Origin of the sequence: Marinilabilia salmonicolor JCM 21150 (assembly GCF_000259075.1) — a bacterium.
Lineage (GTDB): Bacteria > Bacteroidota > Bacteroidia > Bacteroidales > Marinilabiliaceae > Marinilabilia > Marinilabilia salmonicolor.
This window is the reverse complement of sequence record NZ_AJKI01000016.1, coordinates 1-15,683: the sequence shown is the minus strand read 5'-3', so window position 1 is coordinate 15,683 and position 15,683 is coordinate 1. Positions and strand designations below refer to the sequence as shown.

12 protein-coding genes are annotated in these 15,683 nt (G+C 42.1%); 6 read left to right on the top strand and 6 right to left on the bottom strand.

The window, feature by feature from the left end; all coding sequences use genetic code 11:
* The first annotated feature begins 48 nt into the window (after window positions 1-48).
* From W7W_RS0110335 to W7W_RS0110320, 4 genes are all read left to right on the top strand, one after another.
* On the top strand, window positions 49-1,497 hold the full coding sequence (locus tag W7W_RS0110335) for an MFS transporter (RefSeq protein WP_010663695.1): 1,449 nt from the start codon (window positions 49-51) through the stop codon (window positions 1,495-1,497).
* Window positions 1,498-1,524: 27 nt separating this feature from the next.
* On the top strand, window positions 1,525-3,246 hold the full coding sequence (locus tag W7W_RS22890; RefSeq protein ID WP_029510558.1) for an MFS transporter: 1,722 nt from the start codon (window positions 1,525-1,527) through the stop codon (window positions 3,244-3,246).
* A 151-nt stretch (window positions 3,247-3,397) separates the two neighbouring features.
* Window positions 3,398-4,204: a glycoside hydrolase family 16 protein gene (locus W7W_RS0110325; protein ID WP_010663693.1), complete on the top strand. Its 807-nt coding sequence runs from the start codon at window positions 3,398-3,400 to the stop codon at window positions 4,202-4,204.
* A gap of 76 nt (window positions 4,205-4,280) precedes the next feature.
* Window positions 4,281-7,004, top strand: coding sequence for a carbohydrate-binding protein (locus tag W7W_RS0110320; RefSeq protein ID WP_010663692.1), 2,724 nt, complete (start codon window positions 4,281-4,283; stop codon window positions 7,002-7,004).
* A gap of 113 nt (window positions 7,005-7,117) precedes the next feature.
* Here the strand turns inward: W7W_RS0110320 and W7W_RS0110315 are convergent, their stop codons facing one another.
* From W7W_RS0110315 to W7W_RS0110290, 6 genes are all read right to left on the bottom strand, one after another.
* Entirely contained in the window at window positions 7,118-8,512 is a 1,395-nt protein-coding gene (locus W7W_RS0110315; RefSeq protein ID WP_010663691.1) for a COG3014 family protein, read from the bottom strand.
* Between the two features lie 138 nt (window positions 8,513-8,650).
* On the bottom strand, window positions 8,651-9,241 hold the full coding sequence (locus W7W_RS0110310; RefSeq protein ID WP_010663690.1) for a penicillin-binding protein activator LpoB: 591 nt from the start codon (window positions 9,239-9,241) through the stop codon (window positions 8,651-8,653).
* A 55-nt stretch (window positions 9,242-9,296) separates the two neighbouring features.
* Complete coding sequence (locus W7W_RS0110305) at window positions 9,297-9,821, bottom strand: DUF6913 domain-containing protein (protein WP_234409065.1); 525 nt, start codon at window positions 9,819-9,821, stop codon at window positions 9,297-9,299.
* Window positions 9,822-9,859: 38 nt separating this feature from the next.
* Complete coding sequence (gene ligA, locus W7W_RS0110300; protein WP_025007274.1) at window positions 9,860-11,875, bottom strand: NAD-dependent DNA ligase LigA; 2,016 nt, start codon at window positions 11,873-11,875, stop codon at window positions 9,860-9,862.
* A gap of 70 nt (window positions 11,876-11,945) precedes the next feature.
* A complete protein-coding gene (locus W7W_RS0110295) occupies window positions 11,946-12,929 on the bottom strand; it encodes an NAD-dependent epimerase/dehydratase family protein (protein WP_010663687.1) in 984 nt (327 codons plus the stop codon).
* A 67-nt stretch (window positions 12,930-12,996) separates the two neighbouring features.
* On the bottom strand, window positions 12,997-13,791 hold the full coding sequence (locus W7W_RS0110290) for an SDR family NAD(P)-dependent oxidoreductase (RefSeq protein WP_010663686.1): 795 nt from the start codon (window positions 13,789-13,791) through the stop codon (window positions 12,997-12,999).
* Window positions 13,792-14,031: 240 nt separating this feature from the next.
* On the opposite strand from W7W_RS0110290, the gene W7W_RS0110285 reads away from it, so the two are divergent.
* Window positions 14,032-14,253, top strand: a complete 222-nt coding sequence (locus W7W_RS0110285) for a hypothetical protein (RefSeq protein ID WP_010663685.1) — start codon at window positions 14,032-14,034, stop codon at window positions 14,251-14,253.
* Between the two features lie 456 nt (window positions 14,254-14,709).
* Window positions 14,710-15,441 carry a hypothetical protein gene (locus tag W7W_RS0110280; protein WP_010663684.1) on the top strand — a complete coding sequence of 244 codons (732 nt, stop codon included), beginning with the start codon at window positions 14,710-14,712 and terminating at the stop codon, window positions 15,439-15,441.
* Window positions 15,442-15,683: the final 242 nt, after the last annotated feature.

Genomic DNA, 15,683 nt, shown 5'->3' with positions numbered 1-15,683 from the left:
AATGCTCTGATCTCTTTTCAATTAATCCATTTTTTAAAGCACCGCATTATGAATGCTATTAGGATCGCCAAAGAAGATAAGGTACCTTTTTTTCAGAAAATAGCTTTTGGTTCAGGCCATTTGGCCAATCAGTTATTCCCAGCAGCATTGGGCGTATTCATGGTTGTTTTGGTCATGTCTTTGGGCATGAATCCGATATTAGCCGGTTTATTAGGCGCCTTACCCCGGCTGATTGATGCCCTTACAGACCCTGTTATGGGATTTATATCGGATAACACCAAATCCAGATGGGGACGGCGGAAACCTTATATTTTGCTGGGAAGTGTCATTGCCGGTGTTGCATTTATGATTATGTGGCAGTTGAATCCGGAAAATTCGGAGCTGTATAATTTCTTTTACTTCCTGATTGTGTCTCTGTTCTTCTACATTGGCTACACCATTTTTGCTACCCCGCTTATTGGTCTGGGCTATGAGATGACCCCCGACTATAATGAGCGTACACGCTTGATGGCGGTATCTCAGTTTATGGGACAAATTGCATGGATGATTGCCCCCTGGTTTTGGGTTATTATTTACAACCAGTCATTGTTCGATTCGGCACCTGAAGGTGCCCGTATTCTTGCGATATGGGTTGGTGGTCTATGTATGATTCTGGGCATCATGCCGGCTTTGTTCAATAAGGAGATGATTGTCCCCGAAAAGGACAAGATGAAAAGGTTATCCATGAGTGAGATGGCCGCTAACTTTAAGCACTTTCTGTCCGGTATAAAGAAAACCTTAAAAAACAAACCGTTTATTCGCCTGTGTGGGGCCACCTTTTTGATCTTTAATGGTTTTCAGACCATTGCCCAATTTGCGTTTTTTATCATTGTTTACTACCTGTTCAGTGGTGATAAAGCGGCAGCCGGTAACTGGCCTGCATGGTTTGGAACTATTAGCGCTCTTGCCACGGCCTTTTTAGTGATTCCTGTTGTCACCAAAATTTCAGAAAAGGTAGGAAAGAAAAATGCCTTTATCATAGCTACTCTAATTTCTGTTATCGGATATTCACTCAAATGGTGGGGCTTCAACCCGGAAAATCCGTGGCTTATGTTTATGCCCATTCCTTTTTTGTCATTCGGTATTGGAGGTCTGTTTACTCTGATGATGTCAATGACAGCGGATGTCTGCGATCTGGATGAATTGAAAAATGGTGAGCGCCGGGAAGCTATGTTTGGTGCAGTGTATTGGTGGATGGTTAAACTTGGAAATGCATTGGCCATTTTATTGAGTGGGATTGTATTGCATTATGTGGGTTTCAATGAAAATGTGGATGTCCAAACAGCCGACACCATCGTCAATCTTCGGATAGCGGATATCGCAATTCCAATTTTTACTGCCTTAATGGCGATTCTGGTAATTTTCCCTTACGACATTACTGAGAAAAAGGCCAATGAGATACGTGAAGCACTAATTGCACGGCGTGGTAAAGTGCATCATCAGGATGAAGAAAATTAGTAGTAAGACCATCTTAATTTATACAAAATGTCAAAAACAGTAACAAAATTGTCTTTCAAAGAGAAACTGGGCTATGGCCTGGGCGATACCGCGTCCCATTTTGTATGGGATATGGTGGGCTTTTGGATCCTTATTTTTTATACAGATACTTTTGGTATTTCGGCAGCTGCCGCTGGAACGATTATGCTGATTGCCCGTGTTTGGGATATGGTTAATGACCCGCTGATGGGCGTCATTTCGGACAGAACCACCTCAAGATGGGGGAAGTTCCGTCCATATATCTTATTTACTGCTGTTCCCTATGCTATATTGGCAGTGTTGACATTTACCACGCCTGATTTAGATCAGACCGGAAAGGTCATTTGGGCAGCTGTCACATACTTTCTCCTGATGACGGCTTATACGGCTATTAATTTACCGTATTCATCGCTGATGGCCGTAATGACTTCGGATTCAACCGAAAGAGCCGGCATTAATACCTTTCGTTTTGTCAGTGCCTTTTCGGGACAGTTGATTGTAACCGGTTTGGCTTTGTCGATGGCCATCTATTTCGGAAAAGGCGATTTTAAAACGCAAATTGTTGAGCATCAATCAAAAGGTGGTGTGGCAGAGGTAATTAATGCTGATAGTATTTTGTATAAATTGAATCCCGGTTTTGCAGGAATTGATACTTTGCGTTATTCTATAGAAGATGAAGACGAAAAGGTGGCTGATGGTGTGGCTTATATTGTGGTAACACCATCCGGGAATGATACGTTGGATTATGGGGGCAGTGTTATGGCCTTTGACTCAACAGCTATCAAGGCGAAAATGAACGTCGCAGGTGTTATCCCTTATCCTCTGGCCCGTGAAGATGTTCATTACATTGACACCTCTGTGCTTGAATCGATTATTGACGTGCGTGCCAATGACAATATTGTGGATAAGGCAAAAGGTTATCAATATACACTTATGATACTAGGCTTTTTAAGTGTTGTATTTTTCCTGATAACTTTTTTCTCAACCAAAGAGCGCGTATTGCCACAAGTTTCTGCTCAGCAATCCATAAAGTCTGACTTTAAAGACCTGGTAAAAAACAGGCCCTGGGTTATTTTGGCTCTTGTGGGGATTGTGTCATTTATCATGTTTGCCCTGCAGAATCTTTCCATCGCTTATTACTTTAAGTACTATATAGGAACTGAGGAAAATGTACAGTTGTTTAATGTAGTGAGCAGTATCGCCCTGATCGTTGGATTGCCGATTGCCAAACCTTTGGCAAAACGCTTTGGAAACCGCAATGTGTTTATGGGAAGTACAATTTTATCGGGTATTTTCTTTGGACTGCTATATATTCCAGGGCCGGGTGATTATACCTTAATCTATATCTTCAATATTTTGGCCAAGTTTACTTATGCTCCGGCGGTGGTGTTGTTATGGACGATGTTGGCCGATACCGCTGATTACTCAGAGTGGAAAACCGGTCAACGAGCCACCGGGCTTGTGTTTTCAGCTGCAACCTTTGGTCAAAAGGCAGGATGGGGAATAGGTGGAGCTTTGGCAGGGTGGCTTCTGGTATTGTTTAATTTTGAAGCCAACGCCGTTCAAACCGAAACTGCCATAAATGGCATAAAACTCATGGTTTCCGTGATTCCCGGTATTTTATATATGTCGTGTGCTGCATTGTTGTACTTCTATACCATTGATAAGAAAACAAGTCTTCAAATGCAGGCTGACCTGGAGAAAAGACGGGCGCCGGATAATGGTGAATAAGGGACTGGTGACCAATGTTTGCCGATTTGAAGGACTTGCTTTAACAGTAAACGGGTCACTTATTTAATGTACTAATAAACTAATATGTTACAGGCGGTGATTGGGATATTTTCTTTGTCACGCTTCATTTAATCTTTTAAATTCGAATTTTATGAGTTCCTGGAAATTTATTCTTCTCCTTGCTTTGTTTGGCGCCTCCTTTTTTAATTGGGGGTGTTCTGCAAGAGATAAGGGCAATTTTGATTTGGTTTGGAGTGATGAGTTTGATTATGAAGGCCTTCCTGATGAGACCAAATGGAATTATGATACCGTTGGTAATTCTTATGGATGGGGAAATAATGAATTGCAGTATTATACTGTACGGGATAAAAAAAATGCCTGGGTAGATGGCGAATATTTACATATTTCTGCCGTTCGTGAGAAACTGGATGACTTTAACTATACCTCGGCACGTCTCACAACTAAGGAAAAGGGTGACTGGCTCTACGGTAGGATGGAAATCAGGGCACAAGTGCCTGGTGGCCGCGGAATCTGGCCTGCTATCTGGATGCTTCCTACAGATTGGGAGTATGGAGGGTGGCCCGAAAGTGGAGAGATTGATATTATGGAGCATGTAGGGTATGACCCCGATTCTATTCATACAACCGTGCATACAGGAGCTTTTAACCATGGTATAGGGACCCAGAAAGGAAAAGCCACTTATGTCCCTGACTGTGAAGAGGCTTTTTATGTGTATGCCATTGAGTGGAATGAAGAAAAAATTGACTTTTTTATCGATGATAAATTGGTCTTTACTTTCAATAATACCAAAGGAGGGGCGCCTGAGTGGCCTTTTGACAAGCGCTTTTATCTGATATTGAATGTTGCTGTTGGCGGAAATTGGGGTGGACTTCACGGTGTTGATGATTCAATCTTTCCGGCAACTATGAGAGTCGATTATGTAAGAATCTATCAATAATGGTCTTTGCTTTTTCATTAATCCGGGGTGTTTCGTGTGTTATATATGCATGAAATACCCTTTTTATCTGTCTCTTATGAAAACCAATCTACTACTTTTTTTATTTTTTCTTTTAGCACTTATATCTGCTTCAGGTCAGGGATTTTTGCATACCAATGGTAAATATATTTATGACGGCAATGGAGAGGAATATATAATCCGCGGTTTGGGAACCGGAAATTGGATGTTGCAGGAAGGGTATATGATGAAAACTGCCGGCCTGGGAGGTACACAACATGAATTCAGAGCCCGTCTGGAAGAGACCATCGGGGCAGCAAAAACAGACAGCTTTTACAATGCCTGGTTGCAGTATCATTTTACGCGTGCTGATGTGGATTCTATGAAATCGTGGGGATACAACACCGTTCGGGTAGCTATGCATTACAAGTGGTTTACCCCCCCTGTTGAGGAAGAACCTGTGGAGGGAGAAATTACGTGGCGAAATAAAGGATTTGAGATGCTTGATTCTCTGTTGGACTGGTGTGGTGGTAATCAGATGTATCTTATTCTAGACTTGCATGGAGCACCCGGGGGACAAGGCAAAGATGCCAACATTTCGGATTACGATCCGAATAAACCGTCGTTGTGGGAGAGTGATTTAAATAAAGACAAGACGGTAGCACTTTGGGGAAAACTTGCAGAGCGTTATGCCAATGAACCGTGGATTGGGGGTTATGATCTTATTAATGAGACTAACTGGACATTTCCGGAAGGGAACAATTCCCAAATGCGTGATTTATATGGTCGTATCACTGAGGCCATCAGATCTACGGATCAAAATCATATCATATTTATTGAAGGAAATGGTTTTGCCAACGATTTTTCTGATCTCACGCCACCTTGGGACGATAATATGGTGTATAGTTTTCACAAATATTGGAACTACAATACCCGGGCATCCATTGGTTGGGTACTGGATTTGCGAGATACTTATGATATCCCTATCTGGCTGGGCGAAACCGGCGAGAATTCCAATACCTGGTTCACCAATCTGGTGCATTTGTGCGAGTCGAATCAGATTGGTTGGTCGTGGTGGCCGGTAAAAAAGGCCGGAATAAACAATCCACTTAGAGTAGAAGTAAATAAGGAGTACGAGCGGTTGCTGGAATATTGGAAGGGAGAAGGGACAGAGATGACAGAGGAGGAAGCCTTTCAGGCAGTCTTACAGTTTGCCGAAAATCATAAGATAGAAAACTGTATCGTTCAAAATGATGTGATCGATGCCAAAATCAGACAACCTCATACCATCAAGACGAAGCCGTTTACAAAACACACAACCGACAATCCTGTTTTCTTCACCGATTATGATTTGGGACGCGTGCATTACGCTTATTTTGATAATGATACTGCCAATTATCACCTGGATCAGAATGGGGAATATACCAATTGGAATCAGGGATGGGCTTACCGCAATGATGGGGTGGATATTGAAGCTTGTTCCGATGCTGCTGATGAGTCCAACGGTTACAATGTAGGGTGGACGGAAGATGGAGAGTGGATGCAATACACCATTGAAGTTGAAGAAGATGCTGCCTGGAAGTTAGCCATCCGGTATGCTGCCGCTTCCGGTAGCCGAATTCGTTTCGAGGCAGACGGTATGCCTTTGACACCGGTCATTTCGCTTCCTGCTACAGGAGGGTATCAAACCTGGGCAACCCTGGTTGTTGAAGACATTGTTTTACCGGCTGGAACAGTTCAGATCAAATGCATCATTGAACAGGGGGGAGTCAATCTGAATTATTTTTCTTTTGATGCTCCCTCTCCGGTTTCATCTGTCGATTTTTCGGCAATACTTGCAAAAACCGAATACCCCGGTGATGTGGTTCAGCTTTTTTTGAATAAGCCTTTCTCGGGAGAGACCAACTCCATTTTAGTCAATGATTTTAATATTGAGGTGGCCGGTAACGAAGTGGAAGTTTCTGAGATACTATGGAATGAAGGGACTCCACGGAAACTAATGCTTTTATTGCCGGAGTATTTCAGGATCAGTGACAATATCGTAGTGTCTTATATCGGAAATTCCGTTGTTAGCAATGGTCAGGAACTTTCTTCCTTTGAGTTAGAAGTTCAAAATCTTATCCCCGAAGTATTTGAAATTCCGGGAAGCATCGAAGCCGAAGATTTTGTGGTGAATAATGGTTTTGAACTGGAAGGTTGTCAGGATACAGGGGGAGGAATGAATACCGCTTATGCCAATCCCGGGGATTATGTGGAATATTATGTGGAGGTAAAGCAGGATGAGACTTTTCAGGTCGAATACCGCGTTGCCACCGAACGAACTGCTCCGCAACTTGTCTTTTTACAGGAACAAAACCATGAATGGGTGCCATTGGATACCATGACTTTTCAATCAACCGGCGGATGGCAAAAATGGCAGACTCAGACAGGGAAAGTTTCTCTAAAGCAGGGGAGAAGTAAAATCCGCCTGATGACTCTTTATTCTGAATATAATTTGAACAGAATTAACCTTTCTGTTGGGGCTTCTGCTCAAGAAAATGTATATTTGAACAGATTGGTTTTGTATCCCAATCCAGTCGATTCTTTGTTGATTGTTAATTTACCGTTCAATCCAGACGGATCATGCCGGTTGTCTGCCTACAATGTATCGGGTAATTTAATTAAGACCTGGACAAGAAAGGGAATTCAGAAAATTGAGCTTGATGTGAGAGATTTCTCCGAGGGACTCTATTTCTTGCAGGTTAATCATAAAGATGGTGTTATCAACGGAAAATTTTATGTGTCAGCTTTGGGACAGAAATAGCTGATTTCTATACAAAATGGTCCTCTTTTTTTTTCATAGCCATAGAGATAAAATCGCAGGACAAAAAGCCCCGGTAGTGTCACATGCCGGGGTTTTGTTTTTTAATCAGGGAATTAAAAAGCGGTGCTGGTCATTGTGTGATAGGTGAAGAAAGAGGTTTTCCCGGGTTGGATATCAACCGTGATCTGATCATTTACCGAATTACGACCTGAAAAACTCAAATCGATGGTTTGCTGTCCTGCCGGCAATGGAATTCTGGCGTATGAAACAGAATAGGGAAGCGACTGCCAGTTGCGGGTATCCGCCTTTTCGGTCATTGCATTAACAATACTTACAATGGTGCCCAGATTTTCGTTTTCGTTGGCAGCCAGTTCTTCCATAGCTCTTTTAGTAGCCAGTCGCAAAAGAGTGTTGCCTAACTCTCGTACTATTCTGTCTTTCAGACTTTGAAAAGCTATTTTATTGATGTCTTGTGCCTGTTCAAAAGAAATGGTTTCCCCGTTGGCGGTAATGCGTCCGTTGGAAAAAACCGGAAAGCGTTCCCGGTATCGTGGAAAGGTTACACGTAAAAAGGAAAGATCCTTAAAGGCAGCTTTTTCGCGTGACGACAGGCTGTTGGCCGAATAGGTGTAGTGCAATCCCATCTCCTGGTTGCCCAGAGCAACAACGCCGTTGGACATTCCATAATTAGATATGGTAATTTGCCATTCCTCCTTGACGGGCCCCATGCCATTAAGCCAGAAAACAACCAATTCCCCCTGATTACTCTTCAGCGTTGGGGGAGACTGAACATTGAATTTGTTTTCATAAAAACTGACCTTATCTTCAAAGCCTGTCTTTTTTGCCGCTCTTAGCAAGTCCTGCTTCAGTTGTTGTGGAGGTTCCAGGTCAAATAATTCCTTGTAATCCGTTTCGTAAATTTCCAATGCATTTCGGTAGGCAATAAAAGCATCGTTATAGTCGCCTGCAGCCTCATAGATCAATCCCATCAGGTTGTGGGCAAATGCATCGCGTTGATACTTGTTTTTGTGGTCTTTGTATTTGTCGTTGAGTTGTTGAAGCCTTATGTTTACCCGTCTGGCTTCAACCAAAGCACCTTCGTAATCGTTGAGTGCCAAAAATGCAAGCGATTTGTAAAAATGAAGCATTACAGATTCAAAATCTTCCGGTCGGTAGGGTTTTACCATCGGATTGGAGATCATCGCAAGGGCTTCCCAACCATAGTTTTTGGAGTAATCTTCAATGTAATAGTCCGCCTGATTAAGGAAATTGATACTTTCGCGGTAATCATTCATCATAAATGATACCACACCCCGATTCATGTAGTACAGAACCCGGTGATTGTTTTCTGCCCATTTGGTATCATTGGCAAGAAGCTTTTCTGCTTTTTCAAAATTTCCTGATGCAATATTGGATTGTACCTGATAGGTCTTTTGATAAAAAGTTGCACAGGCAGCGATCAGTATCGCCAACAAACAAACTACTATTGCCTTGGGAATCCGGGCCATAAATCAATTATCAGTTATCAGTTATCAATTATCAGTTACCAATTACCAATTACCAATTACCAATTATCAGTTACCAATTACCAGTTATCAATTATCAATTAATTAGGTCATTGGTAATTGTTTATTGAAAATTGAAGATTAATTTTTTATGTATTTCCTGATTTTCTTATCACCAATCCAGACAATTTCACTGGTTTCAATATCTGTGAGTTCCAGATTCACCTGATAATAATTGACACGTTCTTTTTTATAGGTATCAACGGTGGAATTGATGTCACCATTCATCATAAAATCGGCGCCAAGTTCACGTCCCCAGGCTTTTACAGTTTCCGGCGAAGCAAACTCCTGCTGTGCGGCACGTTCCCGGCGCAGTTCTTCCCGCTTATCGCCTGCCTGAACGAGTCTTACTTTGCCACTGTTAATAAATGCTCTTTCAACGTCTTTGATAAAGGTTTCGGCTTCAATGTGCTCATGCGATTTGTTGTAAACCAGCCCAACAATTACCACAGGTTTTTGTCCGTTGTGTTTCTCCTGGAAGTTTTTTAACCAATGGGCTTCCAGCACCTGCTCTACCATGGCCTCTGCCACTATGCGGGAGTCGGTGTCGTTCCAACGACCACTTAGGTCGATAATCTCTTCGGTATCTATGCGCTCAACTTTACGGGTACCGCAACTTTGAAGGAAAGCTACGAATGTGAAGAGAACAAGAATATAAGCTGTAGTTTTCATAAGTAATTGTATTAGAGGGTGAAATGTTTTAAGCAAATTTTAAATCAATGGTGTGTTACAGATATCTTTTGATTTGTTCTGTCAGATGCTCAGGTGCATTGTCCGAAAGCTCAAAAGTCAGGTCAAGTGCATCTTCAAATTTTCCTGACAAACCGATTTTCAACTTGGCTTTCGACAGTTTTATCGTGGCTGTGGCAGGAAAAACATCATTGGCCGAATAAACAAATAAGGCATCCATCTCGTTCTGGATAAACTCTTTCAGCTCTTCACTTTTCGGAAGAAAGAAGAAAGAAAAATCTCTCAAAGTGGCATAATATAGTTTTTGGTCACTAATGAGATTATCCTCGGCCTCTTGCGCATTAAAAAATCCAATTGCCCTGGAATTTATATTTTGGCTATTCAGATCTTTTATGAATGCTTTAACTTCCTTTCGGCACTTTTCTGATGAGGAATCAAAAAATATGCCGACATTTTTCAAATCGGTTAGTTTTTTCATCTCAACGCTGCGCGAACTCTTTTTAAGCGTGTTGCGCAGCATCCATCTGCCGAAATTTTCTCGTTGTTTTTTTAGAAGTATCACGCGTTTTTTGTTTTCAGTGACGGAGCAGGGTCGAAAATTTACTCTTCTCCGATTAGTTCAAGAAATTGATTTTCTGATAATATGGTAACGCCTTGTTTTTCGGCTTTTTCCAGTTTGCTGGGGCCCATGTTTTCTCCGGCAACCAGATAATCTGTATTTCCGGTAACCGAGCCGGTATTTTTTCCTCCATGGCCTTCGATCATTTCTTTTAACTGGTCCCTGGAATATTTTGTAAATTTACCACTTATCACAATGGTTTTGCCTTCCAGAACATTGGAAGCGGATTCGGACGAACCCTGTTCTTCTGATCCTGCCAGTTGAAGTTCGAAGGTTTTCAGCTCCTTAATCATTTCACGGTTGGCTTCCGAATTAAAAAAGGCCAGAATACTTCCAGCAATTTTTTTGCCAATTTCATCCACAGAAATAAGTTCTTCTTCTGATGCATTGGCCAGCTGATCAATTGAAGTGAAGGTTCGGGCAAGCTTTTTGGCCACAGTTTCTCCCACAAATCTTATACCCAAAGCGAATAAAACTCTGGGCCAAGGCACTTCTAATGACTTTCTGATGCTGGAAACAATATTCCTGGCCGATTTATCTCCCAGACGTTCCAGTGTTATTAACTGTGAGGCTTTTATTCTGTATAAGTCGGGGAGTGTTGTCACCAGTCCTTTGCTGTACAACAGGTTTATGGTTTCCGTACCCAGTCCGTCGATATTCATGGCCCGTCGCGAAATGAAATGTTCAAGTTTTCCTTTAATTTGTGGAGGGCAACTGGCTGTATTCGGACAGTAATGTGCTGCTTCTCCTTCAATGCGCATCAGAGGAGTTCCACATTCCGGACAGTTTTTTATAAATTCCACAGGAGCACTGTCGTCGTTACGTTCTTCAATGACCACACCGGTAATTTTGGGGATTATTTCACCTCCTTTTTCTACGCTAACCACGTCGTTGAGGTAAAGTCCTAAACCGGAAATAATATCTGCATTGTGCAGGGATGCTCGTTTTACTGTAGTTCCTGCCAGTTGAACCGGCTCAAGATTGGCCACAGGGGTTACCGCACCTGTGCGACCAACCTGGTAATCTACAGAGATTAGCCGTGTCCTGGCTTCTTCTGCCTTGAATTTGTAGGCAATGGCCCAGCGTGGACTTTTGGCTGTAAATCCGAGTTGTTTCTGAAGGTTGATGTCATCCACTTTTATGACCGCACCGTCAATTTCAAATGGGAGTTCATGACGTGCAGTCTCCCAGTGTTCTATGAATTTAAAAACCTCATTGATTGTTTTGCATCTTTGTGTGTGTGGAGATATTTTTAAACCCCAGGCACGGGCCTTTATAAGGTTTTTGTAGTGGCTTTGGGTAGGTAATTGCTCAGCGAGCATATAGTATAGGTAGGTATCGAGTGGTCGTCTGGCTACCAATGAACTGTTCTGGAGTTTTAAGGATCCTGCAGCTGCATTGCGCGGATTTGCAAACGGTGTTTCTCCTGCTTTTTCTTTTTCGGCATTGAGCCATTCAAATCCTTTTAAGGGTAGAAAAATTTCTCCTCTTATCTCAAATTCCTCAGGATAATCACCTTTCAGTTTCAGAGGGATGGAACGAATGGTCCGAACATTTTGGGTTACATCATCCCCCATGGTTCCATCGCCGCGGGTCACTGCCCGCAAAAGTTTTCCGTCCTTATAGGTCAGACCGATAGCCGTTCCGTCATATTTTAATTCACAGGTATATTCAAAGTCAGTGCCTACCTGTTTTACTACCCGGTTATGAAAATCCTGTAACTCCTCTTCGGAGTATGTGTTGCCAAGAGACAGCATTGGGTACTTATGACTAACTTGTTCAAATTCTTTGTTCAGGTCGCTGCCTACCCGCATGGAGGGACTGTCGGGATCCTCAAATTCCGGAAACTCTTTTTCCAGATTCATCAGCTCCCGCATCTTAAGGTCAAACTCCCGGTCGCTAATAACGGGATTGTTCTCCACATAATATTTATGGTTATGCAGGTTCAGTTCATCCCTAAGTTGTTCTATCTTCGTTTTGGCAGTTTCCTGTTCCATTTTGTAATTTGCGGTTTTTATGTCCTGAGCAAATTTAGCTTTTTTGACCGAAAAACGCTTCTTCAGTTGGTCATTTGTCAATTACCCCGGCTTCCCTAAACCATGCCAGGCACTCTTTTATTCCCTTTTCAATGCCGTTAAAGCTTATTTCGAGTTCTTTTTTTACTTTGGTTGAGGTGTAGAAATTGTTGACACAGAGCATTTTTGTGTTGGTTATTGATAGCTGGGTATTAATTTTTAGAAAACGCAGAAGTTCCCCGAACAGGCCTGCTGTATTTAGAAAAAAGGGAGGGATGGTAATAATCAGGGGATGTCTTTTTTCGATTTGTGCTAATTTTCTGAAAAACCCGCGAAATGTAAGATTTTCTCCTGCGAGCAGATAGGCTTGTCCGTTTTTACCTCTTTCCATGGCGGCAACAACACCTTTGGCGGCATCGGTGGCATTTACAAAGTTTTTACCTCCGGGTGGCGCAAAAATTATTTTTTTGCGGTGTCCCATCAGGATGATCTGACCGGAGCCGGGTTTTGCATCGTAAGGACCAATTATGAATGTGGGGTTTACTACTGAAATGGCTATTTGATTCTGAAATTTCAAAACCTCTTCCTGAGCTTCCGCTTTGCTGCGAGCATAAAAGGATTTTGAAAACGGAGGTTTAATGGGCGTTTCTTCAGTGCCCGGAATTTTTCTGGTGCCATAACCAAAAGCATTTGCAGAACTAACAAACACAAATTTTTCAACTTTGTTCCTGACAGAGAGCTTTAGCAGGTTCCTTGTCGCGGTTACATTAACCTCTTCATACTTTTTGTAATCGGGAAAACTTTGGGATGTAAGTGCAGCCACGTGTATTACATAGTTGCAATCACTCAGTATTTCCTCTATCTGAATGGGATTTGTAATGTCTCCGGTAATTAATGACAATTTTTGATGACGGGGTCCATTGTATTTGGACGGGTTTCTGAGTAAACCGCATACTTCATACCCTGATATCAACAGGTAACGGATAACGTTTGTTGCAAGCAGTCCGTTGGCTCCTGTAACTAAAACTTTTGGCATAATTCTGTTTTGTTCTGCTTTCCGGAATTAGATGTTTTCTCATTCCTCAACGCTCAACGCTTTATCCCTAAACCTCCTCAATCTCCCTTCTGGCCGCTCTGGTCATTAAATTCATTTTTATTTTAGGAGGTAGCAGAGAAAGCAGGAATTTATTAATGTAATTGCGTTTGCCGGTAATAATGTAGGGCTTTTTTTTCAGCATTTTCCGAATACTTACCCTGGCAGCTTTTTCGGGGGTTACGAGTCCTATTTTGCCTAGAAAACCTTGCTTTTCAATGCGGCCGGTTATTTCGGCATTGGTTTTCATGGGCCCCGGAAGCACCACACTCACAAAAACAGAGGTTCCCTTTAATTCATGACATAAAGCTCTGGAAAAATGTTGAATGTATCGTTTGGTGGCGGAGTAAACAGTCTTAAATCCGATGGGGCTGAAGGACGCCATGCTGGATACATTCAGGATGTAGGATTCATCCTGCCGGAGCAGGTTGGGAAGTAACTGGTGGGTAATGATGGAAGTGGCCGTTACATTAATTTGAATTAAATTCTCAATGTAGGTCAAATCACTTTTATGAAAAGTTTGGGTTCCACCGGCTCCTGCGTTGTTAATCAGTATGTTGATGTTGAAGTTATTGTTGGCCCACTCGGTCATTTTCAGCAGTTCGTCACGGTTCGTCAGGTCGGCTTCCCATGTTTCGGCCTTTATGCCCAGTTGTCGGCACTCAGTGGCTGTTTCTTCGATGTTTTCGCCCGGCAACGCCACCAGTATGACGTTATAACCATATCTGCTTAATTCGAGTGCCAATAGCTTTCCAAATCCCTGACTTCCTCCTGTTATCAGGGCATATTTCTTATTTTTCTCCATTAAATCTTCAGTTTTTTCAACCTTTTGATTTGTTGTTCGTCTTCTATTTTGAAGGCTTAGGTTTTGATGGTTTGCCGGATAAAGAATTCCTAATGGTATCCTTTTTTAATGGCTCTTCAATTATCCGGATCTTGGAAAACCCGAATATAACAAATTATTTGTTCAGGTTATTTGTCTTTGCTGGGGTTTTATTAATTTAGATATATATTTTATGTTGTCTAACCTTTAAAAATTAAAATTATGAAGAAAGCTTTATTCCTTTTGGGAATCATTGTCTCATTGTTTTTTGCCTCCTGTGGAACTCAGGGAGGAGATAAGTCCGACTCAACACAGGGAACCTCTGATGTGGAGGCAATCGGTGAAGAGGTAGCAGATTCCGTTTCTGTGGAAATTGAAAAAGCCCGCACAGAGTTGGAACAAAAAATGGAGGAGGTTGATGCCGCACTCAATGAACTTGAGTAGTTTGTGATATTTTTTGTTGAAGCGACTTTTTGGCCTGGTTAATTCATAAACGATCTATTACGATGCTCAACTACCGGTAAAATACAAGCGTCCTCGACAAACTTGATTTGAAAGTCTTGTTGTCCTGTTAAAAAAATGAGATTGCTTCACTACGTTTGCAATGACGGACATTTGCAATATATTGAGGGTTGGTAGGGGGTGATTTTCCGCAAAGCCAAAAATCACCCCCTGCCAACCCTCCTAAGAATCTTTAAGACAATGTTATTGCGACCGCGAGGAGCCAAGCTGGAAGCAATCTTCTTTTTTAATAATAGTTATTTCCGGACAATAGTGATTTAAATGTAGTTCGCTGTTTCCTTCTTCAAATTTGCCCGCGGTTTCTTGTAATTCGCAGTTAGTTGGACATCGGAATCTATTATTTGTGAATAAATCAGATTAACTTTTAAAACTATAATTATGAAAAGATTTTATTATTTATTGATTTTGGTAATGCTGGCTTTTTCTGGTTCATTGGCTTATGGTCAGGGAAACAGTCAGAATGCGCGCAACAAGGGCAGACAAAAAGCCAAAGAAGCCAAAGAGAATGTTGAGCAAACCGTTGATTCTCTTCGTAATAATCAAGAGGAGGCGGAAAAGGATTTTGAACGTAATCGTAATGAAGGAAATAGGAAGGATAAGGGACGAAAAGAAATGGACAAAGGGATGGATGCAGGCAGAGAGGCATCTGATAAAGCAAAGGGTAATGGGTTCGGTAAAGACAAGCAGGGAATGTCAGGTCGTGAATTCGGACAGCAGCGTGCCCACGAAGCCAGGGAGCAAAATCGTAAAATGCTGGATGAATCCATAAAAAAAGGAAAGGACAAATCTGAGGAGGCAAGAGAAAGAATCCGTGATGCCGAAAAGAGAACTGAAGAGGCTTTTGAAGCGGGTGAGATCTCTGAAGGAGAGTATGAGGAGAGAAAAGAGAAGATTGAGGAGGCGCATGTAAAAGTGGATGAACTGGAGCAGAAAGTAGAGGAGGCCAAAGAGGAAAAGATGAGGGAAGCAGAGGAAGCAGCCCGCGAAGCAGAAGAGAAAGCTCGTGAGGCTGCTCAAGAGGCGAAAGAAACAGCCAGTGACGCTGAAGAGGCGGCTCGCGAAGCTGCTCAAGATGCAGAGGAGGCAGCTCTTGAAGCAGAGGAGGATTAAGAGTATCCAACTTATTAAAGGGTGTTGGTTTTCATTATTTTTGAAAATCAACACCCTTTTTTTGGCTTTTCATTCGTTTAAAATTTACTTCTTAAGGTCGGATGGGGCTCGCCATCCTTTTAAACATGCACTTTTGTGGCAAGTTTCTTTGTAAACAAAGCGGCAGAGCCGAGGGAAGAATCAAAGTTCGATGCTCGTTTCATGGCGGGTGTAAGCATTCATTGAGGTAGATTGCATCAGAG

Excerpts from the sequence above, each read along its gene's own strand:
- W7W_RS0110320 (WP_010663692.1), top strand. The coding sequence starts at position 4,281 with ATGAAAACCAATCTACTACTTTTTTTATTTTTTCTTTTAGCACTTATA.
- W7W_RS0110325 (WP_010663693.1), top strand. The coding sequence starts at position 3,398 with ATGAGTTCCTGGAAATTTATTCTTCTCCTTGCTTTGTTTGGCGCCTCC.
- W7W_RS0110295 (WP_010663687.1), bottom strand. The coding sequence starts at position 12,929 with ATGCCAAAAGTTTTAGTTACAGGAGCCAACGGACTGCTTGCAACAAAC.
- W7W_RS0110315 (WP_010663691.1), bottom strand. The coding sequence starts at position 8,512 with ATGGCCCGGATTCCCAAGGCAATAGTAGTTTGTTTGTTGGCGATACTG.
- W7W_RS22890 (WP_029510558.1), top strand. The coding sequence starts at position 1,525 with ATGTCAAAAACAGTAACAAAATTGTCTTTCAAAGAGAAACTGGGCTAT.
- W7W_RS0110310 (WP_010663690.1), bottom strand. The coding sequence starts at position 9,241 with ATGAAAACTACAGCTTATATTCTTGTTCTCTTCACATTCGTAGCTTTC.
- W7W_RS0110280 (WP_010663684.1), top strand. The coding sequence starts at position 14,710 with ATGAAAAGATTTTATTATTTATTGATTTTGGTAATGCTGGCTTTTTCT.
- W7W_RS0110290 (WP_010663686.1), bottom strand. The coding sequence starts at position 13,791 with ATGGAGAAAAATAAGAAATATGCCCTGATAACAGGAGGAAGTCAGGGA.
- W7W_RS0110335 (WP_010663695.1), top strand. The coding sequence starts at position 49 with ATGAATGCTATTAGGATCGCCAAAGAAGATAAGGTACCTTTTTTTCAG.
- ligA (WP_025007274.1), bottom strand. The coding sequence starts at position 11,875 with ATGGAACAGGAAACTGCCAAAACGAAGATAGAACAACTTAGGGATGAA.
- W7W_RS0110285 (WP_010663685.1), top strand. The coding sequence starts at position 14,032 with ATGAAGAAAGCTTTATTCCTTTTGGGAATCATTGTCTCATTGTTTTTT.